This window comes from Alienimonas californiensis (assembly GCF_007743815.1).
In the GTDB taxonomy this organism is placed as follows: domain Bacteria; phylum Planctomycetota; class Planctomycetia; order Planctomycetales; family Planctomycetaceae; genus Alienimonas; species Alienimonas californiensis.
In genome coordinates, this window is the sequence record NZ_CP036265.1 from 2,586,125 (window position 1) to 2,603,664 (window position 17,540).

At 69.7% G+C, this 17,540-nt stretch carries 18 protein-coding genes; 12 read left to right on the forward strand and 6 right to left on the reverse strand.

What is annotated here, in order from left to right; genetic code table 11:
• The first annotated feature begins 8 nt into the window (after positions 1-8).
• Positions 9-3,029 carry a 2-oxoglutarate dehydrogenase E1 component gene (locus tag CA12_RS10150; RefSeq protein ID WP_145358842.1) on the forward strand — a complete coding sequence of 1,007 codons (3,021 nt, stop codon included), beginning with the start codon at positions 9-11 and terminating at the stop codon, positions 3,027-3,029.
• A gap of 40 nt (positions 3,030-3,069) precedes the next feature.
• Positions 3,070-3,699 carry a Uma2 family endonuclease gene (locus CA12_RS10155; RefSeq protein ID WP_145358843.1) on the forward strand — a complete coding sequence of 210 codons (630 nt, stop codon included), beginning with the start codon at positions 3,070-3,072 and terminating at the stop codon, positions 3,697-3,699.
• A 12-nt stretch (positions 3,700-3,711) separates the two neighbouring features.
• On the opposite strand, the gene CA12_RS10160 is transcribed toward CA12_RS10155, so the two are convergent.
• Positions 3,712-4,020 carry a hypothetical protein gene (locus tag CA12_RS10160; protein ID WP_145358844.1) on the reverse strand — a complete coding sequence of 103 codons (309 nt, stop codon included), beginning with the start codon at positions 4,018-4,020 and terminating at the stop codon, positions 3,712-3,714.
• Positions 4,021-4,117: 97 nt separating this feature from the next.
• On the opposite strand from CA12_RS10160, the gene CA12_RS10165 reads away from it, so the two are divergent.
• Positions 4,118-4,876 carry a PIG-L family deacetylase gene (locus CA12_RS10165; RefSeq protein ID WP_145358845.1) on the forward strand — a complete coding sequence of 253 codons (759 nt, stop codon included), beginning with the start codon at positions 4,118-4,120 and terminating at the stop codon, positions 4,874-4,876.
• A 100-nt stretch (positions 4,877-4,976) separates the two neighbouring features.
• Here the strand turns inward: CA12_RS10165 and bioD are convergent, their stop codons facing one another.
• Together bioD and CA12_RS10175 are read right to left on the reverse strand one after the other, a co-directional pair.
• Complete coding sequence (bioD, locus tag CA12_RS10170; RefSeq protein ID WP_165700673.1) at positions 4,977-5,687, reverse strand: dethiobiotin synthase; 711 nt, start codon at positions 5,685-5,687, stop codon at positions 4,977-4,979.
• Positions 5,688-5,698: 11 nt separating this feature from the next.
• Positions 5,699-6,511 carry an SAM hydrolase/SAM-dependent halogenase family protein gene (locus CA12_RS10175; protein WP_145358847.1) on the reverse strand — a complete coding sequence of 271 codons (813 nt, stop codon included), beginning with the start codon at positions 6,509-6,511 and terminating at the stop codon, positions 5,699-5,701.
• 62 nt (positions 6,512-6,573) lie between these two features.
• Here CA12_RS10175 and mazG point away from each other — a divergent pair, with 62 nt between their 5' ends.
• Positions 6,574-7,533 carry a nucleoside triphosphate pyrophosphohydrolase gene (mazG, locus tag CA12_RS10180; protein ID WP_242688191.1) on the forward strand — a complete coding sequence of 320 codons (960 nt, stop codon included), beginning with the start codon at positions 6,574-6,576 and terminating at the stop codon, positions 7,531-7,533.
• 49 nt (positions 7,534-7,582) lie between these two features.
• Here mazG and CA12_RS10185 read toward each other — a convergent pair whose 3' ends face one another.
• On the reverse strand, positions 7,583-8,956 hold the full coding sequence (locus tag CA12_RS10185) for a peptidylprolyl isomerase (protein WP_165700674.1): 1,374 nt from the start codon (positions 8,954-8,956) through the stop codon (positions 7,583-7,585).
• A gap of 475 nt (positions 8,957-9,431) precedes the next feature.
• Here CA12_RS10185 and CA12_RS10190 point away from each other — a divergent pair, with 475 nt between their 5' ends.
• The 7 genes from CA12_RS10190 (at position 9,432) to CA12_RS10220 (ending at position 15,086) form a co-directional block, all read left to right on the forward strand.
• Positions 9,432-11,366, forward strand: coding sequence for a PAS domain S-box protein (locus CA12_RS10190; protein ID WP_165700675.1), 1,935 nt, complete (start codon positions 9,432-9,434; stop codon positions 11,364-11,366).
• A 117-nt stretch (positions 11,367-11,483) separates the two neighbouring features.
• On the forward strand, positions 11,484-12,653 hold the full coding sequence (gene dnaJ / locus CA12_RS10195) for a molecular chaperone DnaJ (RefSeq protein WP_145358851.1): 1,170 nt from the start codon (positions 11,484-11,486) through the stop codon (positions 12,651-12,653).
• A gap of 73 nt (positions 12,654-12,726) precedes the next feature.
• On the forward strand, positions 12,727-13,386 hold the full coding sequence (locus CA12_RS10200; RefSeq protein WP_242688192.1) for a nucleotide exchange factor GrpE: 660 nt from the start codon (positions 12,727-12,729) through the stop codon (positions 13,384-13,386).
• Positions 13,387-13,467: 81 nt separating this feature from the next.
• Complete coding sequence (locus tag CA12_RS10205) at positions 13,468-13,794, forward strand: FmdB family zinc ribbon protein (protein WP_145358852.1); 327 nt, start codon at positions 13,468-13,470, stop codon at positions 13,792-13,794.
• Positions 13,795-13,831: 37 nt separating this feature from the next.
• The gene (locus CA12_RS10210; protein ID WP_145358853.1) at positions 13,832-14,089 is read left to right on the forward strand and encodes a DNA gyrase inhibitor YacG; all 258 of its coding nucleotides are present in this window, start codon (positions 13,832-13,834) and stop codon (positions 14,087-14,089) included.
• Between the two features lie 76 nt (positions 14,090-14,165).
• Positions 14,166-14,735, forward strand: coding sequence for a peroxiredoxin family protein (locus CA12_RS10215; protein ID WP_145358854.1), 570 nt, complete (start codon positions 14,166-14,168; stop codon positions 14,733-14,735).
• 120 nt (positions 14,736-14,855) lie between these two features.
• Complete coding sequence (locus CA12_RS10220) at positions 14,856-15,086, forward strand: hypothetical protein (protein ID WP_145358855.1); 231 nt, start codon at positions 14,856-14,858, stop codon at positions 15,084-15,086.
• A 135-nt stretch (positions 15,087-15,221) separates the two neighbouring features.
• Here CA12_RS10220 and msrB (CA12_RS10225) read toward each other — a convergent pair whose 3' ends face one another.
• Entirely contained in the window at positions 15,222-15,701 is a 480-nt protein-coding gene (gene msrB, locus CA12_RS10225) for a peptide-methionine (R)-S-oxide reductase MsrB (RefSeq protein WP_145361422.1), read from the reverse strand.
• Between the two features lie 242 nt (positions 15,702-15,943).
• A complete protein-coding gene (msrB, locus tag CA12_RS10230; protein ID WP_242688194.1) occupies positions 15,944-16,573 on the reverse strand; it encodes a peptide-methionine (R)-S-oxide reductase MsrB in 630 nt (209 codons plus the stop codon).
• Between the two features lie 199 nt (positions 16,574-16,772).
• Between msrB (CA12_RS10230) and CA12_RS22485 the strand changes: the two genes are divergently transcribed.
• Complete coding sequence (locus CA12_RS22485) at positions 16,773-17,516, forward strand: cupredoxin domain-containing protein (protein ID WP_207622193.1); 744 nt, start codon at positions 16,773-16,775, stop codon at positions 17,514-17,516.
• Positions 17,517-17,540 lie beyond the last annotated feature (24 nt).

Consider the following 17,540-nt stretch of genomic DNA (forward strand, 5'->3'; position numbering starts at 1 on the left):
TGCCCGGGATGTCCGCCCCCGCCTTCGTCTCTTCCGCCCCCCGCACCGGCCGCCCGGCCAAGGCCGCCGGCTCCGGCGGCGCGGCTCCCGCGCCCTCGAAAAACGGCGCCTCGCTGGACGACGGCCTGCCGGACGGCTCCAACCTGCCGTTCCTCGAGGAGGTGTGGCAGATGTACGCGGACGATCCAGAAAGCGTCTCCCCGGATTGGCGGGCCTATTTCCAGCAGCAGGCCGCCGAATTCGCCGCGGGCGACGGCGACGCCGCCGCCGCCGGGTCGCCGTTCCCGCGTCGCACGCTGTTCCGGCCGGCCGCCGGCGCCGCCGCGGCGACCGCCGCCGCAGTCGCCCCCCGCCTGGGGGCGGACGCGCCGGATTCCGTCGTGGACGCCGCCGCGCTGCAGGAGTCGGTGGATATGCTGATCCGAAACCACCGGGTGCGGGGGCATATCGCCGCCGCGATCGACCCGCTGGGCCGCGCCCACGAAATGCCGGAGGAGCTCGACCCGGCGTTCTACGGCTTCACCGAGGCCGACCTCGATAAAAAATTCAGCACGAGCTGGTTCGGCGGGCCGGAGCGTCGCACGCTGCGACAAATTATCTCCTGGCTGCGGAACACCTACTGCCGCAGCATCGGCGTGCAGTATATGCACATCGACTCCCTGCGCGTCCGCCGCTGGCTGCAGGACCGGATGGAGGGCACGGGCAACTATCTGCGGCTCGAAAAGGACACCCAGCTCCGCATCCTCCGTAAATTGACGGACGCCACGGAGTTCGAGGAGTTCCTCCTCAAGAACTTCCCCGGCAAGAAGACGTTTAGCCTGGAAGGCGGGGAGACGCTCATCCCGCTGCTGGATTTGATGATCTCCCGCGCCGGCCGTTACGGCGTGCGGGAAATCGTGCTGGGCATGGCCCACCGCGGGCGGTTGAACGTGCTCACGAATATTCTCGGCAAGCCGGCTCGGGAAATCTTCCGCGAGTTCGACGACGACGATCCCGAAAGCCACATGGGCGAGTGGGACGTCAAGTATCACCTCGGCTACAGCGGGAACTATGAGGTTCGCGGCGGCAAGAGCGTGCACCTGTCGCTCTGCTTCAACCCCTCCCACCTGGAGTTTATCAACCCGATCGCCCAGGGCCGCTGCCGGGCGAAGATGGACCGGGCCGGCGACACCCACCACCCCTACGGCGAGGGCGCCGGGGCCGGCGGCGAGCGGGGGATGACGCTGCTGATCCACGGCGACGCCGCCTTCGCCGGCGAGGGCGTCGTGCAGGAAACGCTGAACCTCTCCGAACTGCCCGGCTATTCCGTGGGCGGGACGGTGCATGTGGTGATTAATAATCAGATCGGCTTCACCACGACCAGCGAGCAGGGCCGGAGCAGCACCTACGCGACCGACGTCGCCAAAATGTTGCAGATTCCGATCTTCCACGTGAACGGCGAGGACCCCGAGGCCGTCGCCCAGGTCGTCAAACTGGCCCTGGACTTCCGCCGCGAGAATAAAAAGGACGTGGTGATCGACCTGCTGTGCTATCGCAAGCGGGGTCACAACGAGCAGGACGAACCGGCCTTCACCCAGCCGGAGATGTATTCGCTGATCCGCGCCCGCTCCGGCGTGCGGGAGGGGTATCTGTCGCGGTTGCTGGAGCGCAACGACGTGACGGAAGCGGACGCCGCGGAGATCGCGGAGCACTCCCGGGCGAAGCTGGAGGCCGAATTGGCCCTCGCCAAGGAGGAGCCGAAGCTGGAGTCGCAGGCGGCGCTCGAGGGGGTGTGGGACGGCTTCCACGGCGGCCCCCGCCCGGACGAGGCGGAGACCGTCGTGCCGGACGAGACGCTGAAGGCCCTGTTGAAGCGGATGGGCGAACTGCCGGAGGGCTTCACGCCCCACCGCACGCTCAGCCGGCGGTTCCTGGCCCAGCGGGAGGAGATGGCCGCGGGCGAGAAGCCGCTCGACTGGGGCGCCGGCGAGGCCCTCGCCTTCGCCACGATCCTGACCGGCGCCGGCCCCGCCGGGGAGGGTCCGGGGGGGCACCCGGTCGGCCCGATGATGCTCCGCATGACCGGCCAGGACGTGGAACGCGGCACGTTCTCCCACCGCCACGCCGTGCTGCACGACAGCGAAACCGGCCGGCAGTATCTCCCGCTGCGCCATCTGTCGGAGTCGCAGGCCCCGGCGGTGATTTATAACAGCCCGCTGTCCGAAGCCGGCGTGCTGGGCTTTGAATACGGCTACAGCCTCGACACGCCGGACGGATTAATCCTCTGGGAGGCCCAGTTCGGCGACTTTATCAACGCCGCCCAGGTGGTGATCGACCAGTTCCTCACCAGCGGGGAGGATAAATGGCACCGGCTCAGCGGCCTCGTCCTGTTGCTCCCCCACGGCTACGAGGGCCAGGGCCCGGAGCACAGCAGCGCCCGCCTGGAGCGGTTCCTGACCGCCGCGGCGGAAAGCAATATTCAGGTCTGCTATCCGACCACGCCGGCCCAGTGCTTCCATATGTTCCGGCGCCAGGCGTTGCGACGCTGGCGCAAGCCGCTGTTCGTGATGACGCCCAAGAGCCTGCTGCGCCTGCCGGCCGCCGTCAGCGAACTGTCGGAGTTCTCCTCCGGCGGGTTCCAGAACGTAATCCCGGACGCGACCGTCGACCCGGCCCAGGTCAAGAAAGTCCTGCTGTGCAGCGGCAAGGTCTATTACGACCTCGCCGCCTCCCGGGAGGAACGCGGCCTGACCGACACCGCGATCCTGCGGGTCGAACAGCTTTATCCGTGGCCGGCGGAGGAATTGAAATCGGCGCTGGCGAACTATGCCGACGGTACGCCGACCGTCTGGGTGCAGGAGGAACCGGAGAACATGGGCGCCTGGCGGTACGTGCTGGCCACGGTAGGCTGCGGGCAACTCTTCGGCCGGTTCCCGCTCTCCTGGGTCGCCCGCCCGGCCTCCGCCAGCCCGGCCACCGGCTCGGATAAATCCCACAAGCTGGAACAGGCCAAATTGATGAACCAGGCGTTCGCCCCGGCGGCGCCGTAGAGTTCATCGCCGTTCGACCCCTCCCGCAGCGCCCCGTTCGATGCCGCCGACGCTCGCCGATCCGCCGACGCTGGAAGTCGCCGACCCGGAAGTCGCTCTCACGCTCCGTGCGGAGCGGGAGGCCCAGGGGCTCGATCGATGGGACGAGGTTTGGAACGGGGTCCATATTCTCATGCCGCTGCCGAACAACGAGCGTCAGGAACTTGCGACGGAGATTGCCGGCGACGTCCGTCAGCTGTTCAAGCCGTGGGGCGGCCGCGCTTACGGCCGCACGTTCGCCGGCTGCAACGTCTCCGACGTGTCCGATCCGTCGCTGGACTGGCGGACAAACTACCGCTGCCCGGACGTGGCGGTTTTTCTGTCGCACAATCCCGCCGAAGACCGCGGCTCCCATTGGTTCGGCGGCCCCGACCTGGCGATGGAAATCGTCTCCCGCGGCGATCGCAGCCGGCAGAAACTGGCGTTTTACGCCGCCGTCGGCGTGAAAGAACTGTTCGTGCTCGACCGGGAGCCGTGGTCGCTGCAACTCTATCGCCTGACGGAGGGCGAACTGCAATCCGTGAGCGTCACGGAGCCGGGCGGGGAGCCGCTGACGACCGAGGCCGTGCCGCTGCGTTGGTCCCTCACCCCGACCGATCCGCCGAGCGTGGCCGTCGCGGCGGCGGAATAATTCGCCGGCGGCTCAGTCGTAGCCGAGATTCTTTTCAATGTCGCGCGCCTTGGCGCTCATAAACTTCTCCCGGTACCAGTCCGGGTCGTCCTCCACCAGTTCCTGATCGCCGCGGCCGATCTCGCGGACCTCGCTCCAGTCGTCCTTGGGGTTCTCCGCCGGGTCTTCATAACCCGCGGAACTGGGCGTCAGCGTCCGCTTGGTCTGGAACCAGGCCTCCTGCGCCATGTCCTTGACGGCGCAGCCGGCGGACGCGAGGCAGGAAGCCGCGCACAGGGCCGCGGCGCCGAACCATGCGGTGCGGTGGGAGGAGCGGGACATCGGCGGAACCCCAAAACAAGCAGCGCGGCGGCGAACCGGCGGGGCGTAGTTCACATGGCGGGCGGCCGTCCAGAGCGAGTCGGCCTACACTCCCCGCATGCCCCGCTCAGACCTGTCTCCCGCCGACGTTCCCCAACTCGACCTGCTGGTCGTCGCCTCGCACCCGGACGACGCCGAGATCAGCGTCGGCGGCACGATCCTGGCCCACCTCGCGGCAGGGAAACGGGTGGGGGTGGTGGACCTCACCGACGGGGAGCCCACCCCCCACGGCGACCCGGCGACCCGGGCGCGGGAGACCGCCGCCGCCACGGAGACGTTGGGCCTCACCTGGCGCCATAACCTCGGTCTGAAGAACCGCCACCTGACGGACGACCACGCCGCCCGGGCCGCGTTGGCAGGGGTGTTCCGGCTGACGCGGCCGCGAATTGTGCTCGGTCACGCCCCGACGGATACGCACCCGGACCACGTGAGGGCCGCCCGGCTGACCGCGGACGCCCGGTTTTGGGCGAAGCTGTCGAAGACCGACCAGCCCGGCCAGCCGGGCGCCGAGAGCGGCGGCCTACCCGGCGAGCCGTTCTTCCCGCCGAAGCTCTATCACTTCTGGAGCGTACACCTCCGCGAGATCCCGACGCCGGCGTTTTGCGTCGATATTACCGGGCACCTGGAACGCAAACTCGCCGCGGTGCGGTGCTATCACAGCCAGGTGGTGACCGGCCGCGACACGAACTTTCCCACCGTGATCGACGATTTGGAAACCCGCGCCCGCTATTGGGGCTGGGCGATGCACACGACCCACGCCGAACCGCTCGGCAGCGGGGAGAGCGTGGGGGTGAAAAGCCTGTTCGATCTCGGGTGAGAGAGTTCTGCGGATCGAACGCACCAACCCGAAGCGTCAGCGAGGGACCGCGGGCGTGAACCGCGCCCGCTGCGCGGGCGTCCCTCGCTGACGCTTCGGGTTATTGGTTGAGTTGGCCCGACCGAGCCGGTTCCCCAACAAGCGCCTGACCCACCGCCTCCGGCAACTCGCCGCCCGGCGGAATGACGCCCAGCACGGGCGCCCCGCCGCAGCGGGCGATCATTGCGGCGTTCGTGGCGGCTTCGGGTTCGCGGGCGTCGATCTCGTTCAACACCACCCCGGCGATCGGCAGGCCCCGAGCCTCGGCGGCGGCGAGAGTTAATAACGTCTGATTGACGGTGCCGAGACCGGCCCGGGCGACGATGAGCAGCGGATATCCCAACGCCGCGGCCACGTCCAACACCGTGACGGCCGGTCCGTCGTCCGGCAGAGCCAGCGGGCAGAGCAGGCCGCCGGCGCCCTCCACGATCAGAACGTCGCACCGGTCGGCCCACCGCCGGGCGGCGCTGATCAATAACTCGGCGTCCACCGTCCGGCCCTCCCGGGCGGCGGCGATCGGCGGGGCGAGGGGGGCGAGGAACCGCTGCGGGCAGATGAAATCGTCCTCCGCCACCGGCAATCCGACGGCGGACCGCAGGGCTTCAATATCGCCCCAGACCGGCTCCCCGTGGAAGACCTCCGCCCCGCTGCAGGCGGGTTTATAGACGCCGACGGTCCGTCCGCCGCTCCGCAATCGCTCGGCGAGGCGGGCGGCGACGTAGGTTTTGCCGACGTCGGTGTCGGTGCCGGTGACGAACAGGCCGGGGGGCACGACGCGGTCGCTCAGTTTTGAGAGGTAGGAAGAAACGTGACGGCATCGCCCGCCGCGGCGTTCAAGACGGCCGCGGCGCTGCCGTTGCGGACGGCGATCTCCCAGCGGCCGTTCGAGCCGACCAGCGCCAGCGGTTCACCCGCGACGGCGTCGGCGTAGGAGCCGCCGACGGGGAGTGTGTGGCCGGCGAGCGTCGCCCTGGCGGGCGCCGGGCAGTCGCGGCGGGAGACGTTCGTGAGCAGGTTGCCGAACCGATCCGCCCGCAGGATCTGCCCGACGACGGCGCCGTCGGGCCGCCGTTCCGGCGTCGGCCGGTCGAGTTTCACCCACTCCGCGGTCGGTTCGCCCAGCATTCGCAGGGGTTCGCCGCGGGTCAGCCGGCCGGCGGCGGGCGTCATCAGATCGCGGCCGTGGAACGTGCGGGACGGCGACCCCGCCTGCGGGAGCCGCACCACTTCCGCGGCGGGGTCGGCGGCCAGCAGCGGGGCGAGCAAACCGTTGTCCGGGGCGACGTGGAACATGCCGCCGGCGGTCGCGGCGAGGATCGCCCGCTCCGTGCCCACGCCCGGGTCCACCACCGTCACGAACGTCGTGCCCGGCGGGAACGCGGCGACCAGTTCGGCCAGCACCTCAGCCCCGGCCAGCACGTCCTGCGGGGGGACGGCGTGATACCCGGCCACCGCCTGCGCGTGGGGGTCGGTCCGCAGTAACGCCCCGATCATCTGGGCGGCGTAGGTGTCGGTCGTGCCGAAATCGGTGACGAACACCACGGCCCCGTTGGGCGGGGCGTCGTCCAGCGGGGCGGGGGTGGCGCGGGGCAGCACGGGGCGGCAGTATGCTGTCGCCTCGCCCGTCCTTCGACCCCGTCGCCCCCGCTGCCCGCTCCGTGTCGTCGCCCGATTCCCCCGCGTCCGGCCTTCCCCCCGCCGGCACGCCGCCCGGACCGGACCTCGAACCGGCGCTGCGGGCCGTGGCGGACGTGGTGGCGAAGCTCCGCGGCCCGGACGGCTGCCCGTGGGACCGGGCCCAGACGCTCTCCAGCATCAAGCCGCACACGCTGGAGGAAACGCACGAGCTGTTCGAGGCGATCGACGCCCTCGCCGCCGCGGCGCCCGACGACCCGGCCCGCCCGCAGAAGGCCGCGGCGGTGCGGGACGAGTTGGGGGACCTGCTGTTACAGGTTCTGCTCGACGCCCAAATCGCCGCGGACGACGGGTTGTTCACCCTCACCGAGGTGGCGGACTCGTTGCGGGCGAAGCTGGTCCGCCGGCACCCGCACGTGTTCGGCGAGGCGACGGCCGCGGACGCCGAACAGGTGAAGGCCCTGTGGGCGAACGCCAAACGGGCGGAGCGGGAGGGCGGGGATGAGCCGACGAAACGGAGCGTGTTCGACGGGATCCCCGCCGGCCTGCCGGCGTTGGCGGCTGCCCGAAAGCTGTCCAGCCGGGCCGCTGCGGCGGGCTACGACTTCCCGGACCGGCGGATGCAGTTCGACAAACTCGCCGAGGAACTGGCGGAGTTTAGCCGCGAACTGTTCGACGCCGACGAGCCGGACGCCGTGCCCGCCGGCATCGACGGCCCGGTGATTCCCGACGAACCGATCGCCGATCCGGCCCGCCGCGACCGGGCGGAGGCGGAGTTGGGCGACGTCCTGTTCGTCCTGGCGAACGTCGCCCGCCGCTGGGGGCTGGACCCGGAGCAGGCGTTGCTGCGTTCCAACCGCAAGTTCGCCGCCCGGGTGCGGTATATCGAATCGCAGTTGGGCGAGAAGGAACTGGGCGAAGTTCCGCTGGCCGAGATGGAAGCCCTCTATCAGCAGGGCAAACGGCGGGAGCGGGGGGCGTGACGCCGGCCGTCGCCCGCGGCGCCGCTCCCATGCCGCCCCGCGGCGGCCGCTATTCCTCCGGCGGCCACTTCGTGCCGCGGACGTAGACCTCGATCTGGGCGGCGGCCCGTTCCTGAGCGATCAGGGAGGCGACCGCCTCGCGGCGGCGCTCGCCCTTAATTTTGTTCTCGATCTGGTCGCGGAGGTCGTCCAGCGGCGGCGCGACGTCGCCGCGGCGTTCGATCACGCGGACGATGTGATAGGCCCCGCCGGGCGGGAAGCCGTCCGGCGACAGCGGGCAATCGAACGCCGCCCCGACCTCGCCCACCGGCTGGTTCCACAGGGCCGCGGACAGCTTCTTGTTCGGCAGGGCGTCCGGGGCGGTCCAGTCCCAGCGGCCGCCCTCCTGGGCGTTCAGGCCGCGGCTGTAGGTCTTGGCGACCTCCGCGAAGGGGCGGCCGCGACGCAATTCGCCGGCGGCGGCCTCAACCACGTCCAGGGCGGCGGACCGGCCGGCGTCGTTCTCGTAGGGCACTTCGATCTGCTCCCACCGGGCCGCCTTGGGGGGGGTGAAGTCCTCGCGGTGGGCGTCGTAATAATCCTGCACCTCCTGGCGGGAGATGCGGATGGAGGCCATCCCGGTGTTCTGTTCGACGTAGGCCATCGCCATCTGCTGGGGCTTCCAGGCGGCGACGACGGCGTCCATGTCCAGCCCCTGCTCCGCCATCAGGCGGCGCAGCTCCTCCTTGGATTGAATCGGCGGACGACCCGCAGCGACGGCCTGGACGTTGGCCTTCCGCAGCATCTCCGGCAGTTCGGTCTGGTCGAACAGCGTGCCGACCGCCTCGTTCAGCTTCTCCAACTGCTCCGCCTTAAGGGTCCGCCGCATCCGCTGGGCGAGCAGCGCCTCCTCGATCTTCGCCGGCAGACGCTCCGCGAGAATCTTCGCCCGGGCGGCGTCGATCTGGGCGGTCAGCATCGCCCGTTGGGCGGCCGTCAGGCCCGGCGGACCGCCGGGCACGGCTTCGTCGGCGTCCGGGGCGGCGGCGATCCGGGCGGCGGCGTCGCTGAGTTGAATCTCGAACTGCAACAGGTCGCCGGCCAGCAGCGGCTCGCCGTTCACCGTGGCGACCACGTCCGCGTCTTCAAAATGCTGCGGGGCGTTCGGTTCGAACTGCCTGCCCTCGACCAGTTCGATCGCGGAGGAGCCGGCGGCGGAACCGTCGGCGGCTCCGGACAGGGCGTCGGCGCTGCGGGTCGGTTCCGTGTCGACGCTCGCGACGGCGCCGGGGATGCGCTTGGGCTTCTTGGGCACCACGGGGTTGTCGACGTCCGTGGCGACCGCTTCGTCCCACTTCTGCTTCAGGGCGGCGCAGCCGGGCGCGGTCAGGCTGAAGCAAATCGCCGCTGCGGACAGCGCTAACGCCGACGCCGGCCGGGCCACGCCCCTCCGCCGTCGCCCCGGGGGACGATCGAGGGGCGGTCGGGCGACCCGCCGATCAGCGGGCGCCGGGCGAGCGGTGCGATCGCGCCGGGCGGAGCGGTTCGGCATATCGGACGGGGGGCGGACGCGGCGGGGACCGGGGCGGACGCTAGCTCGGGTCGGCGGCCGGGAGCAAGACGGGTTCGCCCGGCCCGGCCCGCCACGGCTCACCGTCCGCCGCGTCTCTCGTCCCCGCGGTCTGCACGCTTTGAACGACCCGCTGAACGCTTTGAACGATCCGGGGGGCAGTTTGAGCGGCTCCGCGGGATTTGCGGACGCCGATGGGTTCGGCGGCGCCGACGTGGTTGATTGTTGCAACAGCGGCCGGCATACCTAGTTCGTTAGTTCATTCGTTCGGACCGATGAGATGGTCGCGGAGCCTCCACATCCCCAGAGCCTCCCGAGGTACAGTGATTCGGTTCCCGTCTCGACATTTTTGCCTCTTGAGCCCGATTCGCTGCGGGCGGCGCTGATCGAAACCGGTTGCGGGGTGTTCTGGCTCGATGATGGACTGTGCGTCCGGCGGGCGAACGCCGCGTTCTTGAAGATGTCCGGCCGGAGTCAGGCGGAGTTAATTGGCTCGCAGATCACGGAGATCGACCCCGGGTGGCCGCACGGCGGCCCGGCGGAGACGTTCGAGCGGCTGCGGAGGACGATGGCCAAGGGCCACGCGACCCGATTGCGGCGCCCGGGCGGGGGCCTCTGGCCGGTTCAGATGCATGTGCACCTGATGAATCTTGCCGGGTGCGAGAGCCTGTTCGGGTTGGCCGTGGATACCAGCGACCGTCAGGCCGCCGAGGACGCCCTCCGCGCCTCGGAACGTCGCTACCGTGCCGTCACGGCCGATCAGACGGAGTTCATCGTCCGCTGCACCCCGGATCTATTCGTCACCTTCTGCAATCCGGCGTACGCCAAGTTAGTCGATCAGGGCGATCCCACCCGGATCGTGGGCCGTCGGACCCCGGATCTGGTTCAGAAGGCGGACGTCGAACCGATCAACCGCATGCTTCATTCCCTCAACCCGGACCGGCCGGTGGCGGATTTCGAGAACGTGGTGCCCACGCCGGACGGCGGGGTCGTCCGCGTCGCCTGGAGCATCCGGGCGATTTTCGATCCGGACGAGAGCGGCGAGCCGCGGGTTGGCGAGTACCAATGCGTCGGTCGGGACGTGACGGAGAGCCGCAGGATGTACGAGTCGCTCGTCCGCACCGAGGCACGCTATCGCTCGCTGGTGGAAGACAGCCCGGAGCTGGTCAGCCGGTGGCGGCCGGACGGCTCCCTCACGTTTGCGAACAGGGCCTACCGCGACTACTTCGGGCTCGACGCCGCCGTGGACGTCGATCCGATCGTCCCGCAGGGGGCGTCGCGCCCCGCTGCGGACCCGACCGGGGCGGGGCCTGGGGCCGGCCGCGAGCGGGAGCCCGCCGACGGTTATCACAACGTATTTGAGCGGATTGACTCCGCGACCCGCACGCAGGTGCACGGGCGAATCCGGGCGATGACGCCGGAGACCCCGCATTCTCGGATGATCGTCGGCTGCCCACGCCGCGACGGCGTGGTGCGGCAGTTGGAGTGGATCAAGCGGGGGATTTTCAATGAGGAGCGGACGCTCGTCGAGGTGCACAGCGTCGCCCGGGACGTGACGGAGCGGCTGGAGGCCCAGACCCGTCTGGTCGAGGGCGAACGCCGCTACCGGGAGGTGCTGGACGACCTGACGGAGATGGTCAACCGCTTTCGGCCCGAGGACGGCCTGATCACCTACGCGAATCGGGCGTTCCTGGAAGCCAAGGGCGGCGGGGGCCGCGAAGTCGTCGGGCGGATGACGATCTACGATCACCTCGACCCGGAGGCGGCCCACTACGCGCGCACCCACTTGGCCGCGGTCACCCCGGAGGAGCCGAGCGTCCGGGCGCTGCTCCCCCTGCCCGGACCCGCCGGCGTGACGCGGTGGGAGGAGTGGACCAACCGGGCCCTGTTCGCCCCCCCCGATCCCGGCAACCCCGGCGCTCCCCGCCGCGTGCTGGAGTTCCAAAGCGTCGGGCGGGACGTCACGGTCGAACTGGCCATCCGGCACCGGCAGAAGGAGCGCCGGGAAGCGCTCGAGGAACTGGAGAAGCTGACCCCCCGGGAACGGCAGGTGCTGCGGGCGGTGGCCACCGGCGTCACCAACAAGGTCATCGCCAGGACCCTCGACATCACCGAGCGGACGGTCGAAAAGCACCGCGGGGCGGCGATGCGCAAACTGGGCGTCCGCAGTGCCGCGGAACTGATCCGCGCCGTGCTCGCCGCCGAGGAGGTGGACGCGTATCCGCCGGTGCAGATCGCTGGGGGGCGGAACGCCGTCTACGGCGATCTGTCCCCCAGCAACTGATCCGCGACTGCGGAACGCCGCGGGGTGACAGCGTGGCACGAAAACTGCACGGTGTCACGGTCTGCCAACTCGGCACGTCGCCCGTCCCGTCGCTCACTTCGCCCCCACCCGATTCGGATGCCCACGCAGCGGGACTACTATGAGGTGCTCGGCGTCTCTCGCGACGCCGACGGGACGGTTGTGAAGAAGGCGTATCGCAAGCTGGCGGTAAAATACCACCCGGATCGCGACCCCAGCCCCGAGGCGACCGAACGCTTCAAGGAGGCCGCGGAGGCCTTCGAGGTACTCTCCGACGCGGAGAAGCGGCAGCGGTACGACCGCTACGGCCACGCGGGCGTCAACGGGGCCGGCGGTCGCGGCGGGTTCCAGGACGTGGGCGACGTCTTCGAGACGTTCGGCGATCTGTTCGAGGGCTTCGGCCTGTTCGGCGGCGCCGGCGGACGCGGGGGCCGCGGCGGACGGCCGCGGCGGGGGCGTCATCTGCGCGCCTCGCTGACCGTCACCCTGCCGGAAGCGGCCGCGGGCGTCACCAAGGAACTGCAGGTCGAGCGTCACAAACTCTGCCCGACCTGCGACGGCAGCGGGGCGGAGCCCGGCACCAAACCGGACGCCTGCGGCCTGTGCGGCGGGGCCGGCCGCGTGCTGCAAAGTCAGGGCTTCTTCCGCGTGCAGACCGCCTGCCCCCGCTGCGGCGGGGCCGGCACGGTCGTCACCGATCGCTGCCGCGAGTGCGACGGCGAGGGCATGATCCCCGAACGCGTCACGCTGTCCGTCGATGTCCCCGCCGGCGTGGACAACGGCATGCAACTCGCCATGCGGGGCGAGGGGGAGCCCGGCACGGTGGTTCCCGGCGTCGGCGCCGGCCCGCCCGGGGATCTGTACGTCGACCTCGCCGTCAAACCGCATCCGCTGTTTCAGCGGGAGGGATCGCATCTCGCCTGCGAGGTGCCGATCTCCTACACGCAACTGGCTCTCGGCTCGGAGGTCGAAGTCCCGGTGCTCGCGGCGGATCTGGACGAGGAACCCGGTCGCGAAACCGTCACCGTGCCCCCCGGCACCCAGCCGGACCGGGTCTTCAAGCTCCGCGGCCGCGGCCTGCCCGACCCGCACGGCGGCCGCGGCGGGGACCTGTTCGTGAAGCTCAAGCTGGAGGTTCCCAAAGACCTCTCCACGGAGCACGAAGAGCTGCTGCGGCGCCTCGCCGAGCACGAACACGCCCACGTCACCCCCCACCGGGCCGGCTGGCTGGACAAGCTGAAAACCTATTTCTCGCTGGACGACGACTGAGCCGCCCGCGGGTTTATCGCCCGCGGCCCCGTCGCCGTCGCAGCCCCTTCCTCGATCCCTTCAAGACCGTCCGATGTCCGCCCCGAACGAAGCCCCCGATCCCAAGCCGTCCGCGGAGGAGTCCGCGGAGTTCTACCCGCAGGATTCGACCCCCGAGGGCGCCCCGCAGCCGTCGGAGCCCGGCCCGATGGACGAACTCGGCGAGCCCCCCGGCGACGGCGCCGGCGAGCCGGAACCGGAATACTCCCGGGAGCAGTACGAAGCCGCCGCCTCGGAGCGGGACGAGCTGCGCGAAAAGCTGCTGCGGGCCCAGGCGGAGACGGAGAACGTCCGCAAACGGTCCGTCCGTGAACAGAGTGAAGGCCGCAAGTACGCTGCGGTCCCGCTGGCCAAGGCGCTGCTGCCGAGCCTCGACGATCTGCGGCGGGCCGTGGACGCCGCCAAGGCCAGCCGCCAGGCCGGCGCCGACGCCGAGAAGCTCGCCGACGACCTCGTCGGCGGCGTCGCCGCGGTCTTGAAGTCCTTTGAGAAGGCACTGAGCGAACAGGGCATCACGCCAATCCCCGCGGTCGGCGAGATGTTCGATCCGAATCTGCACGAAGCCCTCGCCCAGGCGCCCAGCCTCGATCAGCCCCCGGGCACCGTCATTCAGGAAGCCCAGCGGGGTTACGCCGCGGGCGACCGCGTGGTGCGGCCCAGCCACGTGATCGTCGCCACCGCCGCCAGCGACTGACGCGGCGATCCGCCCCCCGTAGGCCGGTTTTCGCTTCTCTCCGCCCCCGTATCCCTTCCGCCCGGTTCGTGCGTCCCCGAAATGCCCACCTACGATTATAAATGCCGCGGCTGCGATCACCGCTGGGAGGAATTCCAGTCGATCACCGCCGACGCGACGAAAAAATGCCCCGAATGCGGCAAGAAGAAGGCGGAACGGGTGATCGGCGCCGGGGCCGGTATCCTGTTCAAGGGCACCGGCTTCTATCAGACGGACTATCGCAGCGAAGGTTATAAGAAGGCCGCCGACGCGGATAAGAAGGCGTCCGCGCCGCCTGCGGAGTCGAAGTCCGAGTCGAAGTCCGAGTCGAAGTCCGAAGGCAAATCCAAGGGCGGCAAAAGCGCCTCGAAGTCGTCCGGCTCCGATTGACCGATCCGTTTCCCGTCTCCTTCCCGCCGCTCCCGTCATGATCGCTCCCCGCACCTGTCCGATTTGCGACGCGACGATCCCGCCGGACGTGCGGCCGGAGGGGGACAGCCCGGCGGATCGCGCCTTTCCCTTCTGCTCCGAGCGCTGCCGCAACGTGGACCTGCTGCGTTGGAGCCAGGGAAAATATGCGATCACGGAGCCGCTGACCCCGGATCGCCTGTTGCACGAATTGGGCGACGACCCGGAGGCGATCGAGCAATTACTGGCCCGCGACCCGGACGACCCGGACGCGTAGCGCCTTACGCCCGCGGCGAGGACGCGGTAACGTCCGGGGGCGCCTCGCTCCTTCCTGCCTCCGAACTGCCGCGACAATGATCCTCGCACCGCTCCTGGCTGCTGTTCTCACCGCGGGGCCGATCGCTCCGCCCGAAGAGCCGGCCTCGAAGGCGCCGCCGAAGGTCGGCGAAAAGGCGCCGGACTTCAGGCTGCCGGAGTTGAATGCGGAGAAGCCGGTCACGCTCTCGAAAATCGCGGCCGACGGCCCGGTGGTGTTGCTCGTGCTCCGCGGGTATCCGGGTTATCAGTGCCCGATTTGTACGCGTCAGATCGGCGCCTATCTGCAACGGGCGGACGAGTTTAAAAGCGCCGGAGCCCGCGTGGTGATGATTTACCCGGGGCCGGAAGAGAAACTGCAGACGTTCGCCCGCGAGTTCGCCGCCGAACTGAAACTGCCGGACGGCTTTACGTTTCTTTTGGACCCTGGGTATTCCTTCACCAACGACTATCGTCTCCGTTGGGACGCGCCCCGGGAGACGGCCTACCCGAGTACCTTTGTGCTCGCCTCGGATCGCACCGTGTCCTTCGCCAAGGTAAGCGATAGCCATGCCGGCCGCACGAAGCCCGAAGAGGCGTTGGCGGCTCTGAAGGCCATGAAGAAGTAACCGGCGTTCAGGGCCTCCCCGTTGCGGGCAAGGAACGCTCCCGGGTCTGGAATCCGTCTGCGGAGTAAACTGGACGCAAGGCCGTTCAACTTTGTTCTTGGTTCACCCTCGAACGTCACGATGCCTCGCTGTTGGCCCGTCGCCTCGATGTTGCTGTGCCTGCTCCCGGCGACGCTCGGCTTGACCGGCTGCGGCGAGCAGCCGGACAACTCCCGCTGGGAGGCGGTTCAGAACGACCCCGCCGACGGCGGGTCGAGCGCTGCGCAGGACGAATCACTTAACCAGGAACGGCTCGACGTTCCGAACGAATTCCCGGCCGTCGGCGATGTGCGGACCGCGTCGCCGGACTGATACGACGAGGCGTCCCGCTGCGGCCAGCGGGCAGTCCGAGGGGCGTTCTTCGGCGATGATCGGATGAGGGAATAAAAACGACCCGGACGTTCGGAAACGCCCGGGTCGTTTACGTCTGAGCCGATACGGCGGGGACTATTTATCTCCGCTCCGCTCCGCGCCGTCCTTTGCCGGGTCGAGCGTCAGGCTGGCACTGTTGATGCAGTACCGCAGGCCGGTCGGGCGGGGGCCGTCGTTGAACACGTGGCCGAGGTGTCCGCCGCAGCGGTTGCAGTGCACCTCGGTGCGGGTCGTGAACCAGCTTTTATCGATCGACTCGCCCACGTTGTCGCCTTTGACCCCGTCGATCGGCTGATAGAAGCTTGGCCAGCCGGTGCCGCTCTCGAACTTCGTGTCGGCGTCGAACAGCGGCAGACCGCAGGCCGCGCAGTCGTAAACACCGTCGTCCTTGTTGTAGGCGTACTCGCCGGTGCCGGCCCGCTCCGTGCCGTGCTTCCGCAGGATTTTGTATTGCTCCGGCGTGAGGCGCTCCTTCCACTCGGCGTCGGTCAGGGAGGCCCAGTCGACCTTCGCTTCGGTTCGGGAGACGGGCGAGTCGGCGGCGGTCTGGGGCATGGCGGCGGGTCGGGGCGCGAGCAGCGGGGAACGGGCGGGGCCGCCGTACAGGGGACTGGTCAGCGGAAGGGCGAGGACGGCGGCCGAACCCGCAAGGGCGAGACCGGCGACGACGCGGCGGGCGGGGGCAGTCAGCATGGCGGAACCGGCGGGAGGCTTTGACGGGACCCGGGGCGAAACGTGCTTCCGCTGACGGGACTTCGTGATAACCGTCCCGCCGCAGTTCAATTCACTGGGACCGCTCAGTTCTCGTCGCCCGCGTTCCCGGGCGCGTCTTTGCCGACGGCGTCGCTCCCGGGCGCGGCCTCGGTTGGGTCGAGCGTCAGACTGGCGGAGTTGATGCAGAACCGCAGCCCGTTCGGGCCGGGGCCGTCGTTGAAGACGTGGCCGAGGTGGCCGCCGCAATTCTTGCAATGCACTTCGGTACGGACCATGCCGAACCGGCGATCGATCGACGCCCCGACCGCCTTGCTGTCCAGGCCGTCGACCGGTTCGGTGAAACTCGGCCAGCCGCAGCCGCTGTCGTATTTCGCGTCGGAGACGAACAGCGGTTGTTCGCAGCCGGCGCACTCGTACACGCCGGCGACCTTGCTGTGCTCGTACTTGCCGGTGCCGGCCCGTTCGGTGCCGTGCTTCCGCAGGATTTTGTACTGCTCCGGCGTGAGACGCTTTTTCCAATCCGTGTCGGTCAGGGATTTCCAGTCCGTGGGCGATTCGTCCCCGTCGGCCGACGCGGGGGCGTCGGCCACGGCGGGCTTGGGGGCCAGCAGCGGCGTGCGGGCGGGCCCGGCGAACAGGGGCGCAGCGACGACCGCGGCGGCGCCGGCAAACGCGAAGGCGACGAGCGAACGGCGGGCGGAGGCGATCTTCACGGGAACTCCGGCGGGGACTGCGGGGGAATGCGGCGGGGACTGCGGGGGAATGCGGCGGTCGAACAGTTTACAGTGCCGCCCACCCCGTCCAACGGGCGGATTCCGGCGCCGTTCAAGACCTCTCTGATCTATGCCCTCATTTTCTCCGTCATGGCTGGCCGTGGCGTTGGTTCTCGGCGTTGCGGCCGGAGTCCCCGTTTTGCCCCGCGGCGCCGCGGAGGAGCCGCCCGCGGGCGGCGCGTTGCGCGGCCGACTGCTGTTCGGCGGGCCGCCGCCCCAGCCCGAGCGGGTGGAGGTGAATAAGGACGTCGACGTCTGCGGCCCCCTCCAACTGGAGGACGACACGCTGCTGGTCGCGGAGGACGGCGGGCTGGCGAACGCGGTGATCTGGCTGGACGTGCGCTCCAGCGGGCGGGAGCCGGCGGCCTCGGCGCTCGAGAAGGGGGCCGAGGCGGTCGTCCTGGATAACGTCGACTGCCGCTTCGAGCCGCACGTCGTGCTGCTCCGCACCGGGCAGACGCTGAAGATTACGAACTCCGACCCGATCGCTCATCAGGCGACGGCGTTCCTGAACCGCAATATCCCCTTCAACGAAAGCGTGCCCGCCGGCTCTCCCCCGGTCGAACGGACCCTCGAAAAGCCGGAGTTGCTGCCCCTGCCCGTCACTTGCCCGATTCATCCCTGGATGAAGGCGCATTTGTTCGTCCTGGACCACCCCTATATGACGGCGACCGGCCCGGACGGCCGCTTCGCGATCCGGGGGCTGCCGCCGGGCGAATGGACGTTCCGCCTCTGGCACGAAAAGGCCGGGTTTCTCAAAGGCGAGGAAGTCCAAGGCGACGCCCCCGCGGGCTGGGACGGCGCCAAGCTGACCGTCACCGTGACCGAGGGCGGGACCGTGGATCTCGGCGAGGTGAAATTGCAGCCGGCGGCGTTCGAGTGACGGACGAGGCTGACGGTTTCTCCG

Bases quoted from the DNA above. Each gene is read 5' to 3' on its own strand.
- CA12_RS10150 (WP_145358842.1), top strand. From the start codon at position 9: ATGTCCGCCCCCGCCTTCGTCTCTTCCGCCCCCCGCACCGGCCGCCCG.
- CA12_RS10155 (WP_145358843.1), top strand. From the start codon at position 3,070: ATGCCGCCGACGCTCGCCGATCCGCCGACGCTGGAAGTCGCCGACCCG.
- CA12_RS10160 (WP_145358844.1), bottom strand. From the start codon at position 4,020: ATGTCCCGCTCCTCCCACCGCACCGCATGGTTCGGCGCCGCGGCCCTG.
- CA12_RS10165 (WP_145358845.1), top strand. From the start codon at position 4,118: ATGCCCCGCTCAGACCTGTCTCCCGCCGACGTTCCCCAACTCGACCTG.
- dnaJ (WP_145358851.1), top strand. From the start codon at position 11,484: ATGCCCACGCAGCGGGACTACTATGAGGTGCTCGGCGTCTCTCGCGAC.
- CA12_RS10200 (WP_242688192.1), top strand. From the start codon at position 12,727: ATGTCCGCCCCGAACGAAGCCCCCGATCCCAAGCCGTCCGCGGAGGAG.
- CA12_RS10205 (WP_145358852.1), top strand. From the start codon at position 13,468: ATGCCCACCTACGATTATAAATGCCGCGGCTGCGATCACCGCTGGGAG.
- CA12_RS10210 (WP_145358853.1), top strand. From the start codon at position 13,832: ATGATCGCTCCCCGCACCTGTCCGATTTGCGACGCGACGATCCCGCCG.
- CA12_RS10215 (WP_145358854.1), top strand. From the start codon at position 14,166: ATGATCCTCGCACCGCTCCTGGCTGCTGTTCTCACCGCGGGGCCGATC.
- CA12_RS10220 (WP_145358855.1), top strand. From the start codon at position 14,856: ATGCCTCGCTGTTGGCCCGTCGCCTCGATGTTGCTGTGCCTGCTCCCG.
- msrB (WP_145361422.1), bottom strand. From the start codon at position 15,701: ATGCCCCAGACCGCCGCCGACTCGCCCGTCTCCCGAACCGAAGCGAAG.